At 72.0% G+C, this 24,095-nt stretch carries 23 protein-coding genes; 7 read left to right on the top strand and 16 right to left on the bottom strand.

Translation table 11 applies throughout. The annotated features are described in order from the left end of the window. Window positions 1-182: 182 nt before the first annotated feature. Together ACFUN8_RS14980 and ACFUN8_RS14975 are read right to left on the bottom strand one after the other, a co-directional pair. Window positions 183-908, bottom strand: a complete 726-nt coding sequence (locus tag ACFUN8_RS14980) for a cation transporter (protein WP_383636359.1) — start codon at window positions 906-908, stop codon at window positions 183-185. Beyond that, entirely contained in the window at window positions 908-1,243 is a 336-nt protein-coding gene (locus ACFUN8_RS14975) for an ArsR/SmtB family transcription factor (RefSeq protein WP_382559758.1), read from the bottom strand. The genes ACFUN8_RS14980 and ACFUN8_RS14975 overlap by 1 nt, the downstream gene beginning before the upstream one ends. A gap of 147 nt (window positions 1,244-1,390) precedes the next feature. Between ACFUN8_RS14975 and ACFUN8_RS14970 the strand changes: the two genes are divergently transcribed. Next, window positions 1,391-1,759, top strand: a complete 369-nt coding sequence (locus tag ACFUN8_RS14970) for a BlaI/MecI/CopY family transcriptional regulator (protein WP_383636304.1) — start codon at window positions 1,391-1,393, stop codon at window positions 1,757-1,759. Further along, window positions 1,756-2,658 (top strand): M56 family metallopeptidase, encoded by a 903-nt coding sequence (locus tag ACFUN8_RS14965; RefSeq protein WP_383636301.1) that lies wholly within the window; start codon window positions 1,756-1,758, stop codon window positions 2,656-2,658. The genes ACFUN8_RS14970 and ACFUN8_RS14965 overlap by 4 nt, the downstream gene beginning before the upstream one ends. Window positions 2,659-2,718: 60 nt before the next feature. On the opposite strand, the gene ACFUN8_RS14960 is transcribed toward ACFUN8_RS14965, so the two are convergent. The 3 genes from ACFUN8_RS14960 to ACFUN8_RS14950 form a co-directional block, all read right to left on the bottom strand. Continuing rightward, a complete protein-coding gene (locus ACFUN8_RS14960) occupies window positions 2,719-3,756 on the bottom strand; it encodes an NlpC/P60 family protein (RefSeq protein WP_383636298.1) in 1,038 nt (345 codons plus the stop codon). Between the two features lie 261 nt (window positions 3,757-4,017). Next, window positions 4,018-4,755, bottom strand: coding sequence for a DUF1775 domain-containing protein (locus tag ACFUN8_RS14955; RefSeq protein ID WP_383636295.1), 738 nt, complete (start codon window positions 4,753-4,755; stop codon window positions 4,018-4,020). A 29-nt stretch (window positions 4,756-4,784) separates the two neighbouring features. Next, window positions 4,785-5,387 carry a hypothetical protein gene (locus tag ACFUN8_RS14950; protein WP_383636292.1) on the bottom strand — a complete coding sequence of 201 codons (603 nt, stop codon included), beginning with the start codon at window positions 5,385-5,387 and terminating at the stop codon, window positions 4,785-4,787. A gap of 190 nt (window positions 5,388-5,577) precedes the next feature. On the opposite strand from ACFUN8_RS14950, the gene ACFUN8_RS14945 reads away from it, so the two are divergent. Next, a complete protein-coding gene (locus ACFUN8_RS14945) occupies window positions 5,578-6,018 on the top strand; it encodes a hypothetical protein (protein ID WP_383636289.1) in 441 nt (146 codons plus the stop codon). Window positions 6,019-6,035: 17 nt separating this feature from the next. Here ACFUN8_RS14945 and ACFUN8_RS14940 read toward each other — a convergent pair whose 3' ends face one another. From ACFUN8_RS14940 to ACFUN8_RS14905, 8 genes are all read right to left on the bottom strand, one after another. Then, window positions 6,036-6,839, bottom strand: coding sequence for an ABC transporter ATP-binding protein (locus tag ACFUN8_RS14940; RefSeq protein WP_383636286.1), 804 nt, complete (start codon window positions 6,837-6,839; stop codon window positions 6,036-6,038). Beyond that, a complete protein-coding gene (locus ACFUN8_RS14935) occupies window positions 6,836-7,948 on the bottom strand; it encodes a FecCD family ABC transporter permease (RefSeq protein ID WP_383636283.1) in 1,113 nt (370 codons plus the stop codon). Before ACFUN8_RS14935 ends, ACFUN8_RS14940 begins: the two co-directional genes overlap by 4 nt. Continuing rightward, a complete protein-coding gene (locus tag ACFUN8_RS14930; protein WP_383636280.1) occupies window positions 7,945-9,063 on the bottom strand; it encodes a FecCD family ABC transporter permease in 1,119 nt (372 codons plus the stop codon). The genes ACFUN8_RS14935 and ACFUN8_RS14930 overlap by 4 nt, the downstream gene beginning before the upstream one ends. After that, on the bottom strand, window positions 9,060-10,124 hold the full coding sequence (locus ACFUN8_RS14925; protein ID WP_383636277.1) for an iron-siderophore ABC transporter substrate-binding protein: 1,065 nt from the start codon (window positions 10,122-10,124) through the stop codon (window positions 9,060-9,062). The genes ACFUN8_RS14930 and ACFUN8_RS14925 overlap by 4 nt, the downstream gene beginning before the upstream one ends. A gap of 223 nt (window positions 10,125-10,347) precedes the next feature. Beyond that, a complete protein-coding gene (locus ACFUN8_RS14920) occupies window positions 10,348-11,121 on the bottom strand; it encodes an AraC family transcriptional regulator (RefSeq protein ID WP_383636274.1) in 774 nt (257 codons plus the stop codon). 90 nt (window positions 11,122-11,211) lie between these two features. Next, window positions 11,212-13,878, bottom strand: a complete 2,667-nt coding sequence (locus ACFUN8_RS14915; protein WP_383636271.1) for an FtsX-like permease family protein — start codon at window positions 13,876-13,878, stop codon at window positions 11,212-11,214. A 2-nt stretch (window positions 13,879-13,880) separates the two neighbouring features. Further along, a complete protein-coding gene (locus ACFUN8_RS14910) occupies window positions 13,881-14,708 on the bottom strand; it encodes an ABC transporter ATP-binding protein (RefSeq protein WP_383636267.1) in 828 nt (275 codons plus the stop codon). Next, entirely contained in the window at window positions 14,705-14,950 is a 246-nt protein-coding gene (locus ACFUN8_RS14905) for a hypothetical protein (protein WP_383636264.1), read from the bottom strand. The genes ACFUN8_RS14910 and ACFUN8_RS14905 overlap by 4 nt, the downstream gene beginning before the upstream one ends. Before the next feature lie 181 nt (window positions 14,951-15,131). Between ACFUN8_RS14905 and ACFUN8_RS14900 the strand changes: the two genes are divergently transcribed. Beyond that, window positions 15,132-16,496: a sensor histidine kinase gene (locus ACFUN8_RS14900; RefSeq protein ID WP_383636261.1), complete on the top strand. Its 1,365-nt coding sequence runs from the start codon at window positions 15,132-15,134 to the stop codon at window positions 16,494-16,496. Continuing rightward, on the top strand, window positions 16,484-17,143 hold the full coding sequence (locus ACFUN8_RS14895; protein WP_383636258.1) for a response regulator: 660 nt from the start codon (window positions 16,484-16,486) through the stop codon (window positions 17,141-17,143). Before ACFUN8_RS14900 ends, ACFUN8_RS14895 begins: the two co-directional genes overlap by 13 nt. 31 nt (window positions 17,144-17,174) lie before the next feature. On the opposite strand, the gene ACFUN8_RS14890 is transcribed toward ACFUN8_RS14895, so the two are convergent. Then, complete coding sequence (locus ACFUN8_RS14890) at window positions 17,175-18,278, bottom strand: exo-alpha-sialidase (protein WP_383636255.1); 1,104 nt, start codon at window positions 18,276-18,278, stop codon at window positions 17,175-17,177. Between the two features lie 284 nt (window positions 18,279-18,562). On the opposite strand from ACFUN8_RS14890, the gene ACFUN8_RS14885 reads away from it, so the two are divergent. Next, on the top strand, window positions 18,563-19,900 hold the full coding sequence (locus ACFUN8_RS14885; protein ID WP_383636252.1) for a hypothetical protein: 1,338 nt from the start codon (window positions 18,563-18,565) through the stop codon (window positions 19,898-19,900). Here the strand turns inward: ACFUN8_RS14885 and ACFUN8_RS14880 are convergent. Together ACFUN8_RS14880 and ACFUN8_RS14875 are read right to left on the bottom strand one after the other, a co-directional pair. Then, a complete protein-coding gene (locus ACFUN8_RS14880; RefSeq protein ID WP_383636249.1) occupies window positions 19,858-21,174 on the bottom strand; it encodes a hypothetical protein in 1,317 nt (438 codons plus the stop codon). The genes ACFUN8_RS14885 and ACFUN8_RS14880 overlap by 43 nt on opposite strands. After that, window positions 21,171-21,764, bottom strand: coding sequence for a SigE family RNA polymerase sigma factor (locus ACFUN8_RS14875; protein WP_383636246.1), 594 nt, complete (start codon window positions 21,762-21,764; stop codon window positions 21,171-21,173). The genes ACFUN8_RS14880 and ACFUN8_RS14875 overlap by 4 nt, the downstream gene beginning before the upstream one ends. A 286-nt stretch (window positions 21,765-22,050) precedes the next feature. Here ACFUN8_RS14875 and ACFUN8_RS14870 point away from each other — a divergent pair, with 286 nt between their 5' ends. Further along, window positions 22,051-24,078 (top strand): glycosyl hydrolase family 28-related protein, encoded by a 2,028-nt coding sequence (locus tag ACFUN8_RS14870; protein ID WP_383636243.1) that lies wholly within the window; start codon window positions 22,051-22,053, stop codon window positions 24,076-24,078. The last annotated feature ends 17 nt before the right edge of the window (window positions 24,079-24,095 follow it).

The raw sequence follows: 24,095 nt of genomic DNA, 5'->3' as shown, positions 1-24,095 counted from the left end.
CCGCTACGGGCCGCGTACGGCTGCCCGGGGCCGTACACGCGTACGCGTCGCGTACTGGCCCGCGTACGGGCGCACTCGAAAGCCCCCTGAGCTGTTCGCGCTCAAGGGGCGACGGACAATCCCCCTCGTCAAGTTCGCGGGCACCGGGCCCGGCCGCCGCCTCGACCGGCGGCGAGGTCAGGTCAGTTGCAGCAGTCGCACCCCGGAGCGCAACCGCAGGTGTCCTCGGCCCGCGCCGGTGCGGCGTCGGCCTTCAGCGTGCTGAGACCGGCAGGTGCGCAGCAGTTGTCGCCGCGCCAGGCCTCGCGGCCTTCCCTGACCGCTATCGCGGCTATGACGAGAGCGGCGATCGGATCCGCCCAGGACCAGCCGAGGGTGGCGTTGGCCACCAGGCCCACCAGCAGTACGGCCGACAGATACGTGCACAGCAGTGTCTGCTTCGAGTCCGCGACCGCCGACGCCGACCCCAGCTCCCGGCCGGCCCGCCGTTGCGCGGCGGACAGGAAAGGCATGATCGCCAGCGACAGGGCGGCCAGCACGATGCCCGGGACCGACGACTCCGCCTCGCCGCCACCCGCCAGTGCCCGGACGGCGTCCACCGTGACGAATGTCGCGAGCGCGAAGAACGACACCGCGATGACCCGCAGCGCCTTCCTCTCGCGCGCTTCGCGCACGGCGTGCTCGCGGGCCGAGAACTGCCAGGCGACAGCGGCCGCCGAGGAGACCTCGACGATCGAGTCGAGACCGAAGCCCACCAGGGCGGAGGACGAGGCCATCGATCCCGCGGTGAGGGCGACGACCGCCTCGATCACGTTGTAGCCGATCGTGACGGCCACCAACAGCCTTATACGGCGGGCCAGTTGCTCGCGGCGGGAGGGCGCCGCGCCGAGCGAGATCTCGGTGGCCATCAGCAGCAGCCCTTCTCCTCCGCCTCCGGGCACGTGACGTCCTCCGCGACGGCCACCACGGCCTCGCGCAGATCGTCGAGCGCGTGCCCCAGGCGGGGATCGGCCAGCTCGTACCGGGTACGACGCCCCTCGGGCACCGCCACGACCAACCCGCAGTCACGCAGACACGCCAGATGGTTCGACAGGCGCGTGCGGGAGATACCGATGGTGTCGGCCAGGTCGGACGGGTACGCAGGGGCCGCCCGCAGGGCGAGCAGCAACTGGCACCGGATCGGATCGGCGAGAGCGCGGCCGAACCGTGCCAGCACCTCGATTTCGGACGCGAGATTCAGCACGACGAAAACGATACACAGATTCCTGAATTCAGGGAAGCGTGGACAGTAGATGGATCGAAGAACCTGTCCGGACGAGCGCCGCCCGCAGCGCGCCTACGATGGCCGGGTGGGCGACGGCGCGGAAGACGGCGGAAGGAATGCGGGCAAGTGCGGTGGCTGGGGAATCTGGAGGCCGAGATCCTGGACTGTCTGTGGAAGTGGGGACGGCCCGCCACCGTTCGTGAGGTGGTCGACGACATCAACACACGCCGTCCCGCCGCGTACACGACCGTCATGACGGTCGCCTCGATTCTCCACACCAAGGGCTGGCTGACCAGGCAGAAGCAGGGCCAGGCGTGGCTCTACACGCCGGTGCGCAGCCGCGAGGCGTACTCGGCCGCCCTCATGGAGGACGCGCTGGGCGCCAGTGAAGACCGCCCGGCCGCCCTGGCGTACTTCGTGGAACGCATGTCGGACGACGAAGTGGCCGCGCTGCGTGAGGCGTTGCGGGTGGTCGACCGTGACGTAGAGCCGTGAACGCGGCTCCGGCACTCCTCGGCTACGCCGCCGCCGTGGGCGTGCTCGCGCCGCGCGTGATGCTGCGCAGCCGGTGGCCGCACCGGGCACCGGTGCTGGCCGCCGCCGTGTGGTTCGCGCTCGCCGCGTCGTTCTCCGTGTGTGTCGCGCTCGCCGCGCTGCACCTCGCGACGCCGGGCGCCCATCTGCACGGCATCCTCTACTCGTGCGGTGTCGCCCTGGGGGTCGGCCCGCCCGACGTCGGCGCGGTGCGGGGTCTGGGCGTCGGAGTCTCGGTGGCCGTACCGGCGGCTCAGGCAGCCGCCTTCGCGTATCACGTGCTGCGCGCCCGCGCGGCTCGCGCCCGGCACCGCAGGATCCTCGACAAGGTGGGCCGGCCGTCGGCGCGGCTGGGCGCCACGGTCCTCGATCACCTGACCCCGACCGCTTACTGTCTGCCGGGCCGCCGCTCCCGGATCGTGGTGAGCAGCGGCGCCGTCGAGCTGCTGTCCGACGCGGAGATCGCCGCTGTCGTGGCGCACGAACGGGCCCACATCGCCGGCCGTCATCATCTTCTGCTCGCGGCGGCGCGCTCGTTCGCCGTCGTGTTCAAAGGGGTGCCGCTGGCCCGGCGGACGGGGGAGCAGATTCCCCTGCTGCTGGAGATGGCCGCCGACGACGGCGCCCTGCACGACCACCCGCGACGGACGCTGGTCACCGCCATGTTCGAGATGGCCTCGGCGGGCGCGGCTCCGAAGGGCGCGCTGTCGGCAGGGGGGCGCACGGTCCAGGTACGGCTCCGCCGGATTCTGGCGCCGGCACGGCGAACACATCCGGCGTTCCGGGCCGTTGTGGCCGGGTCGGCCGTGCTGATGCCGCTGCTGCCTCTCCTGGTGGCCTGTCCTCCGGGACTGGCCTAGGGCGTGTCTTCAAAGTCCCGCCTGGCCTGCGGGCGGACGGCGCTACTTTGAAGACAGGCCCTAGAGGCGTACGCCCCACATGAACGGCATGCCGCTGCGGGCGATCGACTCGTAGCGCACCTGGGCGCCCGGCTTCGGGGAGTGGAGGATCTGGCCGTTCCCGGCGTAGAAGCCGACATGGCTGAGGTCGGTGCGCATGATGATGAGGTCGCCGGGCTTGAGCGCGCTCAGTGAGTTGACGCGGGTGCCGACGTTGGCCTGGGCCTGGGAGGTACGGGGTATGGAGACGCCGGCCTGCTGGAACGCCCAGGACGTCAGTCCGGAGCAGTCGAAGGAGTTCGGGCCGGACGCTCCCCAGACGTACGGCATGCCGACCCGGCTCTTCGCCGCGTCGAACGCCGACATGCCGCGCTGTGACCCGCCGGCCTCGTTGCCGAGGTCGACCCGGTCGCTGTCGCGGTTGATCCGCTCCTCCTTGGCCGTCCGCTCCGCGCGCTCCTCGGCCGTCAGCGAGTTGAGGAGCGACTGCGCCTTCGCCAGCTTGCCCTGGATCTCCTTCTTCTTGCTGCCCAGTTCCTTACGGGTGTCCTGGAGCGCCTTGAGCTGTTCGCCGGCCCGTGCCCGCTGCTGCTGGTGGGCGCGCTGCTGGGACAGGTACTGCTTGAGCGTCTCGGCCTGCCGGTCGCTCAGCCGGTCCATGTCCGACGCCTTGTCCAGATAGGAGTCCGGGTCGGTGGAGAGCATCAACTGGAGCGAGGGGTCGAGACCGCCGCTGCGGTACTGGGCGGTGGCCACCGAGCCGAGGCGGTTGCGGAGTTCGTTGAGACCGTCCTGGCGGCGGGCCGCCCCGTCCTGGAGATTCTCGACCTGCTTCTCCAGCTTGCCGGCCTTCTCCTGCGCACCGGTGTACTTCTCCGTGGCCTGGGTCGCCTCCTCGTACAGGCGGTCGATCTGTGCCTGAACGCCCTTCGCGTTGGGATCGGGGAGCGGGTCGGCGGACGCGGACTGGGTCGACAGCGCCACGGCCGCGGCGGCGGTCGCGGTGAGCACGCCCGTGTACGCGGGGGCCGGCTGCTTCGGACGACGGTGGGACGCCATGGAGGCGAGCTCCTTCTTCCTCGGCCGCTGCCGGACGGACCACTCGGCTGTCCTCCGACTCCGCGCGGGCGCAACGGATTTGGCGGCACCTTCACTGCCGACCGGGATGAGCGATCGACCGTACAAAGGCTCGATCACGCATACTAAGCATCTTAGTGACCCGGCTCCAAGCCCGGGATCCGCGGTGGCCCGCGTCATGGCGTACGCCCGACGAGGAGCGTGCCGGTGCGCGACGTATGCCGTGCACCGACACGCCCTCGGTCAGGCGCGGTTACGGGAGCGGCGCACCCACCAGATGGCGGCTCCGGCGGCCAGGACCGCGACGACGGCGACCACGGTGAGAAGCACTCCGTCGCCGCCGGAGTCCTCCTCCTTCGCGTCGGCCTCCGACTCGGCCGAAGCCGAGGCCGTGGCGTCGTCGCCCGGACCGGCGGCGGCCGACGACGACGGCGCGCCGGTGCTCGGCTCCGGTGACGGGCTCGGCGCGATCAACTCGGCGCCGGGCGCGGCCTTCTTCAGCTCCAGCACCGGGGCCGGGTTCTCCACCTGCTGTCCGTCGCCGGGCACTTCGATCCAGCGGGAGATCTTGCCGTCGCCGTAGGTCTCGACGGTCTTGAAGGCCAGCGACTTCGCGTCCGGCAACTGACGGACGGTGATGCTGTGTTCGGCGTCCGTACCCGCGGCCAGCGCCGTACCGCTCACGGTGTAGCCGTCGGCCGTGGCCGCCAGCTTCCATCCCTTCGGGGCCTCCTTCAGCGCGACGGTGCCGGGCGCTATGCCCTTCGGCAGGACGATCCGCAGCTCCTTGATGCCGGCGGCGTCGGATTCCGCCTCGGAGACGAACGACAGGGTGACGTTCTCGGCCAGCGCCCTGCTGTCCGACGCGGTCACCTCGGCGTGCGCCGCGGCCGGACCTGTCCCGGTCGCCATCATCGCGACGGTCGCGGCGACCAGGACGCCGAGGCGCCGGCCCGCGGTGGAAGTGCGTGCAGCGTTCATTGGGGGTGTCTCTCTCCGTACGGGCGGAGTCACGCGCGGCGGGCGCGATCCGCGGGGTTCAGGGGAACGTCGCGTACGCGGCCTTCCGGTGGACCTCGACGGATCAGCACATGGGCGAGGACGGTCCGCGCCGTGGACTGCCGGTACGGAACCGGCGGTGGCCCGCTCGAAGGCCGGGGCAGCGAGCGCGGCGTGAGCCCGCGCCGCCCGACCGCGGTGGCGACCGCCGCCACGAGTGACCCGGCCCAACCGCCCACGTCGTGCGGCACGTCGGACAGCCGCCGATCGGCGCGATGCATGAGGACGGCGACGCAGCCGGCCGCCAGGAGATGCGCGGCCGACATCGTCGTGGCGCTGTGGTGCGCGGCGTATCCCGCGCTCGCGGCGCCGTGCGTCTCACCGTGGTGAACGGCGGCGGGACCGCCGGACGAGGACAGCGCGGTATGCAGAACGACCTGTGTGACCGCCGTAGCCCCGGCCACGGGCCACCACGAACGGGCCTTGCCCGCCCCGGCGGACACGATCGCCAGCACGACGGCGGACGCGACGAGCAACCGGAGCCACGGCACCGGGTCTTCGGACGCCAGATGGTGACCGACCGCCGCCAGGACGGCACTTGTCCCCGTGAACACGGCAGCGCGAAGCCATCGTCCCGCCCCCTCCACGCGTGGGGGACGACGCGGCGTGGATCCTCCGGCCTCGGCCATGCTGCGCACATCATCCACGCCCCGGTGCCACCCCGTGCCTCGCCCGCCAGGTTGAACGGCGGGCCGCACCGCTACGTACCTCCCCCCACACCCCGCCCGCAGGAAGGCAACACCGGTGACGCCACCCCGCGCCCACCCCGCACGCACCACGGGGGCGCTCGCCCTGCCCCTCCTCCTGGCCTCCCTGGCCATGGGATGCTCCGCCGACCCGGCCGGCAGGGCGAGCACACCACCGCCGAAGGCGACGGCCGCACCTGTCCCCCCGGCCGCGCCCCCGAGCATCGAGAAGATCGCGTCCATGACCGGCTGCGCGGCGGAGATGCGTACCGACGCCGACGAACTCCGTGAAGCGGTGTGCGTCACCCCGGAGGGCAACTGGATCGTGACGACCTTCCCCACGGAGAAGCTCAAACTGACCTGGCTGGACACCGCGAGCATGTACGGCGGTACCTACCTGGTCGGCCCTAGATGGGCCATCGGCGCGAAGCCCCCACTGCTCACGAAGCTCCGCACGAAGGTGGGCGGCGAGGTCCAGGAACTGCGCGGGTTGAGTTAGCCCCCTCCTGGCCGAATTCACGCGCGTACGTGGTGGCGGCCGATCGGGAGCATCAAGGGGCGGCCGGAGACGGGGTCTTCGATGACGCGGCTGTCGAGGCCGAACACCGTGCGGACGGTCTCCCGCGTCAGTACGTCGGACGGGGGGCCGGACGCGTGGAGGCGGCCGGACGCGAGGGCGATGAGGTGGTCGGCGTAGCGGGCGGCGAGGTTGAGGTCGTGCAGGACCATGACGATCGTGGTGCCGCGGGCCTCGTTCAGGTCGGTCAGCAGATCGAGGACCTCGATCTGGTGGCTCGCGTCGAGGAAGGTGGTGGGCTCGTCGAGCAGGAGCAGATCGGTCTGCTGCGCGAGCGCCATGGCGATCCATACGCGCTGGCGCTGGCCGCCGGAGAGTTCGTCGACGGGGCGGTCGGCGAGGGACGTCGTGCGCGTCGCGTCCAGGGCGGACGCCACGGCGTCGTCGTCCGTCTTCTTCCAGCGGGAGAAGGCGGTCTGGTGCGGGTGGCGGCCGCGGCCGACGAGGTCGGCGACCGTGATGCCCTCGGGAGCGACCGGTGACTGCGGCAACAGGCCGAGGGTGCGGGCGAGTTGCTTCGCGGGCAGGCGGTGCACCTCCTTGCCGTCGAGGACGACGCGGCCCTCGCGGGGTGCGAGCAGGCGGGACATCGAGCGCAGCAGCGTGGACTTCCCGCAGGCGTTCGCGCCGACGATCACCGTGATCCGGCCGGGTGGGACGGCCAGGTCGAGGGAGTCGATGACCGTGCGGTCGCCGTAGCCGAGGGTGAGCTGTTCGGCGGCGAGTGAATGGGTCGTGGTCATAGCGAGCCTCCCGCCCGGTTGGTGCGGATGATCAGATAGACGAGGTACGGGGCGCCGAGTACGCCGGTGACGACGCCGACCGGGTAGCGGGCGCCGAAGGCGAACTGGCCGCAGAAGTCGCCGACGAGGACCAGCAGGGCGCCGACCAGTCCGGCGGGCACCAGCAGGGACGTACCGGCGCCCACGATCCGGGCCGCGATGGGACCGGAGAGGAACGCCACGAACGCGATCGGTCCGGCCGCCGCCGTGGCGAAGGCGATCAGTCCGACGGCGGCGACGATCACGGTGATCCGGGTGCGTTCGACGCGTACCCCGAGAGCGGCGGCGGTGTCGTCGCCGAGCTGCATCGCGGAGAGGTCGCGCGACCGCGCCAGCAGGACCGGCGTGAGTACGGCCACGGCGACGAGCGCCGGTACGGTCTGGTCCCACGTCGCGCCGTTGAGGCTGCCCGTCAGCCAGCGCATCGCCTCCTGAAGGTCCCACTCGGCGGCCTGGGACAGCACGTAGGACGTGGTGCTGTCGAGCATCGCGGAGATCCCGATGCCGATCAGGATGAGCCGTGCGCCGACCACGCCGTCCCGGAACGCCAGGCTGTACACCAGGATCGCCACGCCGAGACCGGCGGCGATGGCGAGGATCGACACCTGTGTCTCGCCGAGGGACAGCGTCACGATCGCGATCGCCGCCGCGGCGCTCGCGCCGGAGCTGATGCCGATGATGTCGGGGCTGGCGAGCGGGTTGCGGAGCATCGTCTGGAAGGTGACCCCGGCCAGACCGAAGCTGAATCCCGCCACCACGGCGAGGACGGCACGGGGCAGCCGGAGGCGCCCGACGGTGAAGGAGGCGCCGGGCACCTGTTCGCCGAGGATCACCCGGACCACGTCGCGGGGCGGGTAGAACGTCTGGCCCGCCATCAGGGTGCCGGCGGACGCGGCGACGAGGAGTACGGCGAGTACGAGGACGACCAGTCGGCGACGGGACGCGCGCCGGACCCGGCCGCGCGCCACGGCCACGGCCTCGACACCGTCGACAGCCTCCGGGCCTTCCGCTGCTCGGGCGCTTTCGACGCCTCCGGCGGACGGTGGCCCGGTCAGGACCTTGGCGCTCACAGGGCACGCACCTTCTGGCGGCGGACGATGTAGATGAAGAACGGGGCGCCGATGAGCGCCGTGACGATGCCCACGTCGATCTCCGCGGGGCGCACCACGACCCGTCCGACCACGTCGGCGGCCGTGAGCAGCGCCGCCCCGAGCAGCACCGAGAACGGCAGCAGCCAGCGGTGGTCGACGCCGATCAGCAGGCGGCAGGCGTGCGGTACGACGAGGCCGACGAACGCGATCGGCCCGGCGACGGCGGTGGACGCGCCGCACAGGACGACGGCGCCGAGCGCCGCCACGGCCCGTGCGACGGCGACGCGTTCGCCGAGCCCGGCCGCGAGTTCGTCGCCGAGCGCGAGCGAGTTGAGCGCGCGTGCCGACAGCAGGCAGAGGACGAAGCCCACCGCGAGGAAGGGCAGGACGTGCCCGATGCGCTCGAAGGACGCGCCGCCGACGCCGCCGATCTGCCAGAGCCGGAAGCTTCCCGCGATGTCGTTGCGCGGCAGGACGACCGCGCTGACGAGCGAGGCGAACGCGGCCGACGTGGCGGCGCCGGCGAGCGCGAGTTTGAGGGGCGTGGCACCGCCCCGTCCCAGGGTCCCGACCACGTACACGAACAGCGCCGAGAGCCCGGCGCCGGCGGTCGCGACCCAGATGTACCCGGTCGGTGAGGTGAGCCCGAAGAAGGCGACGGCGGTGACGACGGCCAGCGAGGCGCCCATGTTGACGCCGAGGATGCCCGGGTCGGCGAGCGGGTTACGGGTCACCCCCTGCATGACGGCCCCGGCCAGGCCGAGCGCACCGCCGATCACGACCGCGAGGACGGTACGGGGGATGCGCTTGGTGGCCGCCGCCTGTTCCAGGGTGTCGTCCGCTCCCCCGAGCGCCGCCCAGACGTCGGACCAGGCGACGGCGCGGGAGCCGTAGGCGAGGGACGTCACCATGAGTGCCGCCAGCACCAGGACCGCGAGGAGCAGCCACAGCGTCCGCGTGCTCGCCGGACGTCGCGTCACGACGGGCCGGGGTGCGGCGGTCCTGGTGTCGGCGGGGGTGGCGGGGTCGATCGGGGCGGCCGGGTCGGGGGTGGCCGGAGCGGCCGGGTCGGACGTCGGCGTGGTCGGTGTCACTTGACCTTGTCCGCGGCCTTGGCCAGCGCCGCGACGTAGTCGTCCAGCACCCAGGAGATCGACAGGGGCGTCGGGTTGGCGGCGGTCGCCAGGGGTGCGTCACCGGGCAGCAGGTACGCCGAGCCGCGGTCGATGGCCGGGATCTTCGAGAGCAGCGGGTCCTTGCCGAGCGACGTGAGCAGTTCGCCCGACTCGTCGCCGTAACCCGTGATGATGTCGACGTCGTCGAACACGTCGATCTGTTCGGCGCTCTTCGTCAGGGCGAACTTCTTCGTGCCCTCGGACGCCTTCGCGATGCTGCCCGGGATCTTCAGACCGAGGTCCTCGAAGAAGAGGGTCCGGGTGTCGTGCGCGGTGTAGAAGCCGATCTCGCTCACGTCGTTGGGGTCGACGTGGGTCATGAACATCGCCGACTTCCCCTTGAGCTGCGGGTACTTGGCGACGGTCTTGGAGATGTCCCCCTCAAGGTCCGTGATCAGCTTCTCGCCCTCGTCGGCGAGCCCGATCGCCTTGCTGTTCGTCCGGACGATCTCGCGCCACGGGGTCGCCCACGCGGCCTCCGGGTACGCCACCACGGGTGCGATCTCGCTCAGCGTGTCGTAGTCCTGGCGGGTCAGTCCGGAGTACGCGGCGAGGATGACGTCCGGTTCGGTGTCGGCCACGGCCTCGAAGTCGATGCCGTCGGTCTCGTCGAACAGCACCGGCGTCTTCGCCTTCAGCTCGTCGAGACGCTCGGCGGTCCAGGGCAGGACGCCGTCGTCGTTGTCGTCGCCGAAGTTCGCCCTGGCCATGCCGACCGGTACGACCCCGAGCGCCAACGGCACTTCGTCGTTGGCCCAGTTGACAGTGGCGACGCGCTTGGGCTTGGCGGGGATGGTGGTCTTCCCCAGGGCGTGCTCGACCGTCAGGGGGAACCCGCTCGAACCGCCCTTCTCCCCCTTGCTCCCACCGCTCCCACCGCTCCCACTCTCGGTGTCGGCCGGGCCGCCGCAGGCGGCGAGACCCGTAAGGGCGGTTGCGGCGGCGGCCGCGATGAGCAGACGAAGACGGTGTGCAGGCATGGGTCCGTACTCAGCTTTCGGAAAGGTCGGGGGGGGGGCCGTCCCCGCCGGACGAACGCCCGGTTAGGTAAGGCTTACCTTCGCACCTTATGAGAAGGGACCACTGTGTCGCAATCGACCCTTTGAGACATGGGTTGTCGCGATCCGGACATCGGTCAGGGCATCATCGGTCAGGACATCGGTCAGGACTTGACCGGGACAACGGCGAGGACAGCGCCGGGGCTCACTGCGTACGGAACGTGCCCGGCGTCAGCCCCGTCGTACGCCGGAAGGCCACACCGAAAGCACTCGCCGACCGGTAGCCGACCTGCTCCGCGACGGCCTCGACGTCCCAGCCCCGGGTGAGCAGGGCGACCGCGTGCTGTGCCCGTACCGCCGCCACCCAGCGCGCGAAGCTCGTGCCCGTCTCGGTGTTGAACGCACGTGTGATCGTGCGGGGGCTGACCCGGAGCGCGGCCGCCCAATCCGTCAGCGTCCGGGGGTCGCCCGGATCCTCGCGCACCGCCTCGGCGATCGGGCGCAGCAGCGTGGAAGTCGGTACGTGTACGAGCAACTCGCGCGGCGACGGCGCGAGTACGTCGAGCACCAGCACCTCGGTCGCCGCGCGCGAGGCGGCGGGGAGACCGGGATCACCGAGCCGTTCCAGCAGCAGTCGCAGCAGCGGGGTGATCTCGACGGCCACCGGTGTCGGGGAGATGGACGACGTGGTGCGGAAGCCGAAGAAACTCGCCCGGAACCAGGTGCCGGCGACCGCCGAACCGGAGTGCAGCGTCCCGGCCGGCATCCAGAGGCCGAGCGCCGGGGTGACGGTCCAAACCCGTGCGCCGACCACCGCCGAGGACACGCCGCGTTCGTTCCAGAGCAGTTCGTGGAAGGGGTGCGAGTGCTCGTCCCAGACGGTGTCCTGGGTGACGATCTCGTCGTAGCCCACGATGACGAACGGCGTGTCCACCCCGCCGGGCGCGAGCGCCGGCAGCGATCTGGTCTCCCTGGTCATGCGCGGGGCCGGTCCGCGCATGAGCCGGTGAACGGGATGACGTATCGCATCCGGTCACCCTAAAGGACCAGGCCGGCGAGCGGCTTCGCGCTATTCGCGGTGGGCGAGCGCGTCCGCCGGTGACGTGCGCAGGGCCTGGCGGGTGGGGAGTTCGATCGTGAGGAAGGCGATGCTCACGATCGTGAGCGCGACGGCCGGGAGCAGCCAGGGCGGACCGGCGGGCCAGGGGCGGTCGAGGAAGCCGATGCCCAGAAGGGCGAGCGGGATCGCGGAGACCGCCAGTCCCGCGGTGAGGGCGGCGGTGGCGATCAGGGCGGCTTCGCGGCGCATCATGGCCCGGATCTGGCGTGGGGTGGTGCCGTTGAGCCGCAGGGTGGCGATCTCGGTGCGGCGTTGGGCCGTCGTGGCGGTGAGCTTGTTGGCGATGCTGAGGAGGAGGTAACCGAGGAGCACGACGATGGTGGCGAGGTTGATCCAGACCTCGGGCGGCGCGTCGCTCAGCCCGCCGCCGGTGCCGGTGGTGTCGGCGGGCGCGAGGGACAGGCCGGGGCGGGTGGCTACCAGGGCGGTGAGGTTCGCGTGGGCCGTCGTGGTGGTGTCGGTGCGGACGAGGATGCTCTGGTCGAGGCGCGTGGTGGTGTGGTCCATCGCGAGATCGCGGGAGAGGACGACCGGGCCGAAGCCGAGGCCGCGGTGGTAGACGGCGACGACGCGCGGGGTGACGCGCGTACCGTCGCCGAGGATCAGGCCGATCCGCCGGCCGACGGTCGCGCCGCGCGAGGTGGCGACGTCGCTGCCGACGGCGACGGTGTCGCCGGTGAGGCGGGCCAGACTGCCGGACCGTACGTCGAGGTCGAGCACGTCCGGCGCGGCGGGGGTGAGGATCATCGCGGCGGCCGACTCGACCACGGTGTCGCCGAGTTGCTTGTACGGCCACAGGACGGTGGTGGAGGTGACGGGAGCCGCCTCCCGTACGCCCGGGGTGTCCCGTACGGCGGCGAGAGTGCCCTCGGGCACTCCGCCGAGGCCCGGCGCGCTCAGTCGTTCCTGGGCGAGGGTGCCGGTGCGGACGTCGTGCGTGGTGGCCGTCAGGACCGTGGTCTGGGCGAGCGTGTAGGTGAGGGTGAAGACGACCGCCATGGCGAGGGTGCTGACGACTCCGGCGATACGGATGGCATAGCCGCGCACGTTGGACATCGCCAGCCAGGTGGCGGGTGAGGCACCGCGTGGCAGGCGGCGGGCCAGCGTGTCGCTGACGCGGCCGATCAGCGCGGGTCCGGCCAGGGCCAGGCCGATCGCCGCGACGATGCCGGCGAGGGAGGTGGCGGTCGCGGCGAGCGCGGTCCGTGACAGCAGCGGCACCACGGAGAGGGTCGTCGCGGCGACGATGAGCAGGAGGCCGGCGCGGGTCCGCAGACGGGAGGGGTGGCGCGGTTCGCTGCGCGACTCGGCGACCGCCTCGGTGGCGGGCATCCTGGACGTACGCCAGGCGGCGCCCCGGGCGGACAGCTGAACCGCCACGGCCAGCAGGAGGATTGTGGCGAGAGCGGGAAGGGGGCCGAAGGTCAGTGGGAGGGCTTCCGGGAGTACGCCGCGGTCGACCAGCAGTCGCCGGAACTGGCCGGCCAGCAGATAGCCGAGGGGGATGCCGGGCACGAGCGCGACGGCCGCGATGACGGTGGCCTGGGCGGCGGCGAGCCGGCGGATCTGTTTCGGGGTCGCGCCGACGGCGCGCATCAGGGCGAGTTCGCGTCGCTGCCCGGCGATCACCACGCCCAGGGCGCCGGCCATGACGAAGCCGGTGATCAGCAGGATGATGCCCGCCAGTGAGGACGCGAGCAGGATCAGCAGGGAGCGGGCGGCCGCCGCGTCGGGAGCCGCGATGTCGCCGCGCTCGGTGCCGGTGGCCACCACGAGTCGGGGGGTGGGGGGGTCGGCGGCGAGTGGTTCGGTGTCGAGGGGGTGGGCGGCGCGCGGTTCGGCGGCGCGCAGTTCGGCGCGTACGGCCGACGCGACCGTGGCGGTGGCGCCCGGCTCCGTACGGAGTCCGATCAGGTCGACCGTCCCGGACCTCGGATCGGCCGTGGGATCGGCCCTCGGACCGTCCCTGGGACCGGACTTGGGATCGGAACGGGACCCGTCAGCACGGCCGGCCAGGTCGGCGGCGGTCCTGTCGGCGAAGAGGACACCGGCGCCGGGTGCGTCGATCACCGCGGAGACGCGGTACTCGGCGGCGGGGCGGCCGGCCGCGACCACGCGGACCTCGCTGCCCGGCCGCACACCCGCCGCGGCGGCGACGGCGCTGTCCACGGCGATCTCGCCGGCACCGGCGGGCTTCTCACCCTCGATGTCCGGGCCGGCGAGCAGTCTGGAGGACGACCAGTTGTGCCCGGCCGTCCGAGGGTCCTCGACGGGCACGGCCCGCCCACTGGCGTCGAGCAGGCCGACGGGGAAGCTGATGTCCCCCACCGCTGCGGTGACGCCCGGCAGTTGGGCCAGTCGCTCGACCAGCGCGGCGGGAACGGTGCCGCGTTCCGGCAGCGCGATCGGCAGGTCCGGGCTGTGCCGGAAGGTCTGGTCGGCCGATACGAGGATGTCGGCGCCGCCGAGCCGGCCCGGCGGCAGTTGGGAGCGCAGTCCCGACTCGGTCAGTACACCGGTGCCGGTGATCAGGGCCGCACCACCGAGTACCGCGCACACCACGGCCAGCAGGGCGCTGATCCGGTGCCGGGCCATCTGTACCGCGAGACGCAGCATGATCAGTTCTCTCCCAACGAGACGAGCCGGGCGGCCAGTTGAGGTGCGGTCGGCGCCCGCAGGGTGTCCACGACACGGCCGTCCGCCATCACCAGCGCCTCGTGCGCCTGAGCCGCGGCGGCCGGGTCGTGGGTGACCATCACCACCGTCTGACCGAGTTCGTCGACGAGTTCACGCAGCAGGTTCAGCACCCCGTGGGCGCTGCGCAGATCCAGCGCACCGGTCGGTTCGTCGGCGAAGACGACGGCCGGCTTGGCCACCAACGCCCGTACGATCGCGGCGCGTTGCTGCTGGCCGCCGGAGAGTTCGGCCGGCCGGTGGCTCAGCCGGTCGGACAGTCCCACCCGCTCGGTCAGGGCGTGCAGCCACTGCCGGTCGGGGGTCCGTCCCGCCAGCCGCAGAGGCAGGGTGATGTTGTCCGCGACGCTGAGCGAGGGAACGAGGTTGTAGGACTGGAAGACGAACCCGATCCGCTCGCGCCGGAGTTCGGTCCGGCGGTTCTCGTTCAGTCCGCCGATCTCCTGGCCGTCGATCCGTACGCTGCCGCCGGTCGGGGCGTCGAGCCCGGCGGCGCAGTGCATCAGGGTGCTCTTGCCCGACCCCGACGGCCCCATCACGGCGAGGAACGTGCCGCGTTCGACGGTCAGTGACACGTCGTGCAGAGCGACGACTCCGCCCGGGTACGTCTTGCCGAGGTTCGCCAACTCGATGGCGGGCACGGCTACGGGCACGGGTACGTGCCCCTGTCCCTGTCCCTGCCTCTGGCCGACGCCCGCGTCCGCCGAACGCCTCTCGGCCCGCCCGACCGCCCGCCCGAGCGCCGCCCTCATCGCCGGCCCCGCAGACGCTGCACGACGAGCGCCGTCACACAGAGCGCGGTGACCACGCCGCACGCGAGGTGGACCGGCGTACCCGAGCCGCTGTACGAGGCGACCATGTTGCCGACCGCGCTGATCACCAGCACCAGCCAGAGCAGCGTGCGTGCCACTCCGGCCCGGGTGACATCGGTCGGCGGCAACGCGTCGGGGCTGCCCGCGGCGCCGGTCGGACGGTAGGGGTCGGTGTATGTCATGGGGTGCTTCCTCGGTGTGCTCGGAGGGGCTCTCGCTGTCGTCACCGACGCTATGAACCGGCCCCCCTCGCGGCCGAGCCCGCCTGCCGCCCGGTTGTTGGTACAGCAGGCTGTACTCCTCGGCCGTCCGGCTGGCTGCCGACCGGTCGGCCGCATAGGGTCGCTGCCGAAGGAGAGGTTGATGTCGACCCAACACGGCGAACTCGGCGGGCCCGTTGAGGCCGGCACGCGAGAAACCACACCCCGACCGGACAGCGTCCACGAGCCCCGCACTCACGACACCGGCGTCCGCGGCACCGGCGTCCGCGACACGAACATCCGCGACATCGTCGTCCGCGCCGGTGGCGCCGCCCTCGTCGCGCTCGAAAGGCTCGCGGGCGGGTTCGGTACGGCCCTGCTGGCGCTCCTCACCCTGGTGTCGCTGGCCGTCACCGTCGTCGCCGCCCCGGTCGGGATCGGCCTCCTCATGGCGCCCCTCACGCTGCGCCTCCTGCACGCCGTCGCCGACCGTGAACGCGGCAGGCTGAACCGGTGGGGCCCCGAACTGGCCGGCCCCGGCCCCGCCCCGACCCGACTGCGCCCGGCCCTTACCGACCCCACCACCCGCCGCGAGCTGAGCTGGCTGGTCCGCCACGCGACGCTCGGACTGCTGCTGGGCCTGATCGGCGTACTGCTGCCGCTCTGCGCGATCCGCGACAGCACGTTCCCCCTCTACTGGCAGCTGATGCCCGACGACGCCAGCAGCGCCTCCATCGGACTCGGAGTCGCGCGCGGCTGGTCCGACGTCGCCGCCGTGGCCCTGCTGGGCCTGGGGTGGATCGCCATCATCCTGGGCCTCACACCGGGCATGGCCAGGCTCCAGGCGAGGCCGGGGCGTCAGCTGCTGTCCGCCGGGCCCGACGCCGACCTGTCGCTGCGGATCGCGGAACTCACCGCCACCCGGGCAGCCGCCCTGGACGCCCACGCCACCGAACTGCGGCGCATCGAGCGCTCGTTGCACGACGGCACCCAGAACCGGCTCGTGACCGTCACGATCCTGCTCGGCGCCGCGCGGCGCATGGTCGCCCGCGATCCGGCAGGCGCCGAGGAACTCCTCGAACGCGCCCACAGCTCCGCGGAGCAGGCACTGGCCGAGCTCCGCTCGGTCGCCCGCGGCATCCTGCCGCCCGTGCTGACCGACCGCGGGCTCGAAGGCGCGCTCACCGGTCTGGCCGCGTCCTGTCCGGTGCCCTGCCGGATCGACGTCGAGGCACCCGAGCGGCGCGCCGCGTCCGTCGAGGCGACCGCCTACTTCGTGGTCGCCGAGGCGCTGACCAACATCGCCAAACACAGCCACGCCGAGCAGGCCACCGTGACGGTACGCGGCGGTGGCGGCAGGCTGCGCCTGCGCATCGGCGACAACGGCCGGGGCGGTGCGGACGAGAACGGCGGCTCCGGCCTGGTCGGCATCCGCCGCCGTATCGCGGCGCTCGACGGCACCCTCACCGTGGCCAGCCCTCCCGGCGGCCCCACAACCCTTGAGGTGGAACTCCCATGCGGATCGTGATAGCCGAGGACGACCCGCTGCTGCGCGAAGGACTCGCCCTCCTGCTGCGCGCGGAGGGCCTCGACGTGGTGGCCACCGCCGGTACCGCCGCCGGGATCCTCGACGCCATCGACGAGCACAAGCCGGATGTCGCCATCCTCGATGTACGGATGCCGCCGACCCACACCGACGAGGGGATCGTCGCGGCGGTCGAGGCCCGGCGCCGCCGTCCCGACCTGGCCGTGCTCGTCCTGTCCGCGTACGTCGAGCAGAGCTTCGCCACGGACCTGCTCACCGGCGGCGTCACCGGCCTCGGGTATCTCCTCAAGGAACGGGTGGGCCGCGTCGAGGAGTTCCTGGACGCGCTGCACCGCGTGGCGGACGGCGGGACCGCCATCGACCCCGATGTCGTCGCCCAGTTGTTCACCCGCAGCCGCGACGACACCCGTCTGGAACGGCTCAGTCCCCGTGAACGCGACGTACTCGCCCTGATGGCCGAGGGGTTGGGCAACTCCGCCATCGCCGGGCGGCTCTTCGTCACGGACGGCGCCGTCCACAAACACATCCGCAGCATCTTCGCGAAGCTCGACCTGTCGCCCGCCGACCAGACGGACCGCCGGGTCGCGGCGGTGCTGCGCTATCTCGACGACGTACGGCGCCGCACCTGACGGTCCGTCATGTCACTGGGCCTGCCGGTCGTCAGTCGGTCGTCAGCGAGGTGACCGGGAGCGGGGTGAAGCGGATGGCCTCGTACGGGGTGGTGCTCCCGGTCTCGTAGAGGATCCCGACGTGCTCGTCGTCCAGTCGGACCAGGTCGGAGTAGGCGGCCTTGGCGTCGGACAGCCGGTATCCGTCGGACCAGGTCGCGCCGCCGTCCCGGCTCGTGCGCACGGTCATCCACGTCCGGTCGCGGGGGTCGGCGGGCGAGGCCATCAGCAGCGGCGCGTCGGCTGCGTCCCCGCTCACCTGGAGGAGGCTGCCCTGCACGGGCGGCGCGGTGATCGAGGCGACCTCTTCGAACGGGGCGTCGAGGGTCGCGCCGCCGTCCCGGCTCCAGGCGTGGACCCGGTTGCCCGGGGCGCTGCCCTTCTGGTCGCGGGCGTTGAAGTAGACGGTTCCGTCGGGGAGTTGGGCGACAGCCGTCTCGTTCACATGGTGGGTGCCGTCACCGGCGACGTCCACGTACCCGATCCGCCAGGTCTCGCCGCCGTCGTCGCTGAGCAGGGAGTGTCCGGCGTAGTGGCGGGGCTCGGCTCCGGTGTCCGTACTCCCGTCCGCGGGGGCCACGGAGTGGTTCGCCCCGACGACGAGTCGCCCCGCGTCGGGGCCCGCGGTCAGTTCGACGCCGTGGCCGGGGCCGGTGGCGTACCAGCGCCAGTCGGCCCGCTTGACCTGCGCGGTGATCTCGCGCGGCGCGGACCAGGTGGCCCCCGCGTCCGGACTGGACTGGACGAACACCCGGCGGCCGTCCTCCGGGGCGACCTTCCCTGTCATGATCGCGGACTCCGTGGCGTCACCGCCGTTCCGCGTGGTCAGCAGCACCAACCGGCCGCCGTCCCCGACGGCCACCGGCGCGGGGTTGCCCAGCGTGTCCGGCCCGGCGTCGGCGACCGGCCGCAGCTCCGACCAGGTGCACCCACCGTCGTACGACAGACGCCGCACCACATCCACATCCCCGTGGTCCGCCTTCCCGAGCCGCCGCCCCTCGGCGAACGCGACCAGCACGTCCCGCCCGGACCCCGGCTCCCTCACGGCCACGACGGCCGGAATCCGGAAGGTGTCGTAGCCGTCCCGCCCGGACACGAACACATCGACGGCCCCACACTCCCCCGCCGCCCGCGCCACCCTCGCCCCGGAGCCTTTTCCGGAGCCCGTTCCCGCCCCTGAACCCATCTGACACCCCACCATCACCAGGCCGAGCCCCGCGACGACCGAGCGCCCGGCCCAACCCCTCACACGACGTCTCATTCCCCCCATCCCACCCCGCCGGGACCTGCACCGCCGGGAACGCCACGGCTCCGCCAGGTGAACAGCACATGCACGCCGCGCCCCGAACGGCGGGCGCGCGAACCACCTAGGATCGGCGGATGCCGGAGCGAGCCACCACCACCACGCGCCAGGTGCTGCGACGGGCGCGCCTGGTGGTCGCCGTGCTCGTCAGTGGGTGTGCGCTGGTCGGGGCCGTGCGGTTCGTGGCGCCCGCCACGGGTGGGGCGGGCGGTGAGCCCGTCGGGGTGCGTGCTCAACTGGACTTCATACGGGCGTCCTTGGACGACGGCGCAGGTGACGACGCCCAACAGCAGTTCCCGGAGGGGTACTTCTTCCTGCACGCCCTGTACGGGCTGAGCTGGGTCGAGTTGGGGATGCGGAAGCCGGCGGGCCAGGCGCGCGCCGAGGCCCTGCGGGAGGCGCGGTGGGCGCTGGGGCGGCTGGAGTCGGATGCCGGGCGGGCCGCGTTCAGTCCCGAACTGACCCCGTCGTACGGGGTCTTCTACCGTGGCTGGACCAACTGGCTGCGCGGCGGCACGTTGATGCTGCGGCCGGCCGGTGAGCGCGACGCCGCGCAGACACGCCGGTTCGCGGCTGATTCCGCCGCTCTCGGCGCGGCGTTCGACGATTCCGAGTCGCCGTATCTGACGGCGTATCCGGGCCAGGCGTGGCCCGTCGACTCGACCGTCGCCACCGCCTCGCTGCGGCTGCACGACTCACTGCTGCCCTCCCGGTTCACCGGCACGGTGGAGCGGTGGCTCGACGGGGTGCGGCAGCGTCTCGACCCCCGTACGAGACTGCTGCCGCACCGCGTCACCCCCGACACCGGCGACCCTGTCGAGGTGGCCAGGGGAACCTCGCAGAGCATCATCCAACGGTTCCTGGTCGAGATAGAACCGGATTTCGCCCGCGAGCAGTACACGATCTTCCGCGACCGCTATGTCGTGTCGCCGCTCGGCCTCGGGCCCACGACGCGTGAGTACCCCGAGGGCATGGACGGCCCGGCCGATGTCGACTCCGGACCGCTTCCCCTCGGCGTGAGCCTGTCGGCGACGGTCGTCACGCTCGGCGCCGCGCAGGTCCAGGGCGACGCCTCGCTGGCCGAAGGGATCGCCAACTACGGGGAGTTGCTCGGCCTGCCGGTCAGCACCCCGTGGACGAAGCGTTACGCCTTCGGTCTGATCCCGATCGGTGACGCGTTCGTGGCGTGGTCGAAGACGGCCCGCCCGTGGGTCGCGGAGACTCCGTCCCCGCCCCCGGCGCACCTGTCGTCCTGGTGGCGCGTGCCCGTGCTGTCACTGCTGCTCCTGGTCGGCGCCGCGCCGTGGCTGCCGACGCTGCCGCGGTGGCGCCGGGGCCGCCCCCCGACGGTCCCGGCCCCGAGAATCCGGCGTCAGCGCCTGGCGAGGACCGGTTCCCAGCGGCCCGGTGCGTAGTCCTTCGGGGTACGGGCTCCGCTCAGCGGAACCACCCGGTCGCTGCCGATCGTGACCAGCACCAGCCGGTTCTCGAACTCGTTGCCGCCGGCCGCGATGTCCCAGGCGATCAGCCGCTTGTCGTCGGCCCAGGCGAGGAGTTCCTGGCCCTTCAGCTTGGCCACGCGCTCGCCGGTCTTCGGGTCGAGGACCTCGGTGGCCGTCGTACGCCCGCCGCCGGCGAAGGGGCCCGCGACGAGTTCACCGTTCGGGGAGAGGCCCGCCGGGGCCAGCTTGAGGTCGACGTACCTCTCCTTCGGCGGCGCGGGCACCTTCCGGCCCCGCAGGTCGCGGAAGATCCGGCCCGGGTCCGCCTTGCCGGGCTCGTACGCCGACATGCCGCCGTCGCCGTCGCCGCCGCCGATGAGACTGACGTCCTCGGCGATGACGGCGGGCTCGTACACCAGCGTGCCGTCGCTGTTGAAATGGAATCTCTCACCGGATTCGACGTCTCGCCCCATGCCCGGGATCCGGTGGGGCGGCACCTCGTGCCAGTCGGAGTCGCCCGTCCCGACGTCGACGATCGCGAACCCGGTGCGGGAGTAGACGGGTTGCGGCCGCATCGCGCTCCCGTCCGCGTCGGTGACCTCGATCCTCTTCGACCAGGAGAGGCGGTCCGGGTTCCGGTCGTACGTCGTGGCGATCAGCCGTTTGCCGTCCGGCGAGAACTCGACCGCGCCGACGCCTCCCCCGGCTCCCTCCACCGGGATCCAGCGCGTCACCTTCTTGGTGAGGAGATCCAGAACTCCTATGCGGGTGGCGGGCAGTTGGCGCTCCAGGACCGCCGCCGTACGCATGCCGGGCGCGACCGCCACATAGGCCCAGCGCGCGTCGACCTCGTACTTTCCGGTCCTCTGGTCCAGCAGGGAGTAGGTACGGGTCATGATCTGGTCGCGGTTGGGCTGCTCGACCTTGCGGATGGTGAAGTACGCGGCGAGCGCCTGGTCGCCGGCCGCGATCAGGTCGCGCGGCGGCGACTGGTCGACCTGGGTGAGTGTCTCCCCCCGGGAGACCTCGCTCGCCAACTGGGTGGGCCCGTCGCCCGAGTCGAGCGCGACGGGCACGCCCACCGCGACGGCGACCACGAGCACGGTGGCGGCGGCGACACCGGTGACGGTGCGCCGGGTGCGGCGGCGCCGCGCGGTGAGGATCCGGCCGGCGAAGTCGCTCGGCGGGGACACGGTGCCGGCGGCCTGCTCACGCAGCGAGGCCCGTACGAGTTCCTCGACGTTCACGGTCGTACCTCCACAGGGGCGAAGTCGCGGGACGGCGGTGTCCGCTGCTGCCCGGCGTCGGACGACGACGGGTCGAGCAGGGCGAGTTCGGGCGCGAGGACGCGCAGGCGGGCGAGTGAGCGGTGGGTGGTGGAGCGGACCGTGCCGACGGAGCAGCCGAGGAGGCGCGCGACGTCGGCCTCGGGCAGGTCCTCGAAGTAGCGCAGGACGAGTACGGCGCGCTGCCGCGCGGTGAGCCGGGACAGCGCTTCGCGCATCACGAGGCGCAGTTCCGCCGCACCGGTGGTGTCGGCACCGACGGCGCCGGTGCGCGTGTCGGCGCCGGGGTCGGGCGGTTCGGCGACGGAGAGTTCCTTGCGGCGGCCCTTCAGCCGCCACCGGCTGACCTGCTGCCGGTAGAGGATCTGCCGTACGTACGCCTCCGGTTCGTCGATCCGGTGCCAGCGGCCGGCGGCCTTGATGAGGGCGTTCTGCAGCAGGTCCTCGGCCGCGTGGCGGTCGCCTCCGCTGAGCAGCACGGCCGTTCTCAGCAGAGCGGTCGACCTGTTCCGTACGAATTCCAGGAAGCTCTCCTGGCTTGTGGCGTCCATCGTCACCTTCTTCTCCCGGCGGGCCGGCCTGGCCCTGCCTACCCGTGCTGACGCGCGGGAGAAGCCCTCACTATGCCGGGCGCCGGGAACTCGTAAACGATCTTGACGCTCGACGCAAGAAGTCGACTCACACGCGCAGTTGAGTCGCAGAGTCACGAAAACAGCTCGCAGGCATCTTGTGGAGCGAGGCACGGCGGTCCTAATGTCCACCTCACCCCCACGGCGTCCGCTCCGCCGAGCGTCAGCCCCACAGACGTTCGCCCTCCCCAAGAGAATCGAGCTTTAGATGTCGTGGACCTCGTTGACCGCCGCCGCAGTCGGGCTCGGTCTGACCGTCGGCCTGCTGGGCGGTGGTGGCACCGCACTCGCCGCGCCGCCGGACGGTGGACCCCGTACGAACGGCCCCGTCGTCACCCGCGCCGCCCTCGACCCCGCGCTCGTCTCCGACCGGGGCGCCCGTGTCGGCTTCGCCGAGCAGGAGGCGGAGAGCGTAGCGACGAACGGCGCGGTCATCGGACCGGACCGGACCGCGTACACGCTGCCGTCCGAGGCGTCCGGCCGAACGGCGGTGAAGCTGACGCCCAAGCAGTACGTCGAGTTCACCCTGCCCAGCGCGGCCAACGCGATCACCGTGCGCTACAGCATTCCGGACGCGCCCGGCGGTGGCGGCATCACCGCGCCCCTCGATGTCACAGTCAACGGCAAGGGCCGTCAGACCATGACGCTCACCTCGCAGTACGCGTGGCTCTACAACCAGTACCCGTTCTCGAACGACCCCGGCGCCGATCTGCTGCACCCCGACTGGTGGATCACCGAGTGCGCGTGCGTGCCGGCCGCGACCACCCCCGCGCCGGTCATCACGAAGCCGTTCCGCCCGAGCCACTTCTACGACGAACAGCGGCTCAAGCTCGGCAAGACATACCGCGCCGGTGACAAGGTACGGCTGACGGTCCCGGCCGGCAGCAAGGCCGACTGGACCGTGGTGGACCTGCTCGACTCGGAGCTGGTCGGCGCGCCGCACGTCCGGCTCGTCGCCGCGAACGTGCTGCTGTTCGGCGCCGATCCGTCGGGCCGGCGGGACTCGGCCGACGCGTTCGACAGAGCGATCGCCTACGCGAAGCGCAAGCACCTCACGGTCTACCTCCCGCCCGGCACCTACCAGGTGAACCGGCACATCGTCGTGGACGACGTCACCATCGAGGGCGCGGGCAACTGGCACACGGTCGTCAAGGGCCGCCAGGTCACCCTCGACCGGCCCGCCCCCGACGGTTCGGTCCACACCGGCGTCGGCTTCTACGGCAAGGACGCGGCGGACGGCGGGAGCCGTAACGTCCATCTGTCCGGCTTCGCGATCGAGGGCGACGTACGGGAACGGATCGACACCGACCAGGTCAACGGCGTCGGCGGCGCGATGAGCGACTCCACGATCAAGGGCCTGCACATCCGGCACACCAAGGTCGGCCTCTGGTTCGACGGGCCGATGTCGAACGTCCGCGTGTCCGGGAACATCGTCGTCGACCAGATCGCGGACGCCCTCAACTTCCATACCGGCGTGGTGAATTCGACGGTGTCCGACAACTTCGTCCGCAACACCGGGGACGACGGCCTCGCGATGTGGTCGGAGAAGACCGCCAACGCGCGGAACACGTTCACCCGTAACACCGTGCAGTCACCGGTGCTGGCCAACGGCATCGCGGTCTACGGCGGCACGGACAACACCGTCTCGGCCAATCTGGTCGCCGACCCGGTCCGGGAGGGCAGCGCGCTGCACGCCGGGTCCCGCTTCGGCGCCGAGGCTTTCACCGGGGCGCTGAACTTCACCGACAACACCACGGTGCGCGCCGGGACTTACGAGCTGAACTGGAACATCGGACTGGGTGCCATCTGGCTCTACGCGCTCGACAAGGACATCGACGCGGACATCCGGGTGACCGGCGACCGCTATCTCGACAGCACGTACAACGCGATCATGCTGGTCAGCGACTACGCGGTGAAGGACCTGTACGCGATCGACGGCGTCCGCTTCAAGGACGTCAGGATCGACGGGACCGGTACGTCGGCGGTCAGCGCCCGGGTGAAGGGGTCCGCGTCCTTCGAGAACGTGGACGCGCGCGATGTCGGCGCCGTCGGCGTCAACAACTGCGGTTCCTTCAACTTCACGCCCGCCGGGTCGGAGTTCGCGCTCACCGACCTCGGCGGCAACGACGGGGGCCGGGGCACGGAGTCGTGGCTCGCGCCGTGGCTGCTGCCGAACACGATCACATGCGACGACCGCCCGCCGGTGGTCGCCCCGCCGGCGCCCGCGCCGTGGTGACGTAGCGCCCGCCTTCC

Origin of the sequence: Streptomyces sp. NPDC057307 (assembly GCF_042667665.1) — a bacterium.
GTDB lineage: Bacteria > Actinomycetota > Actinomycetes > Streptomycetales > Streptomycetaceae > Streptomyces.
This window is presented reverse-complemented; position numbering and strand designations above follow the sequence as displayed.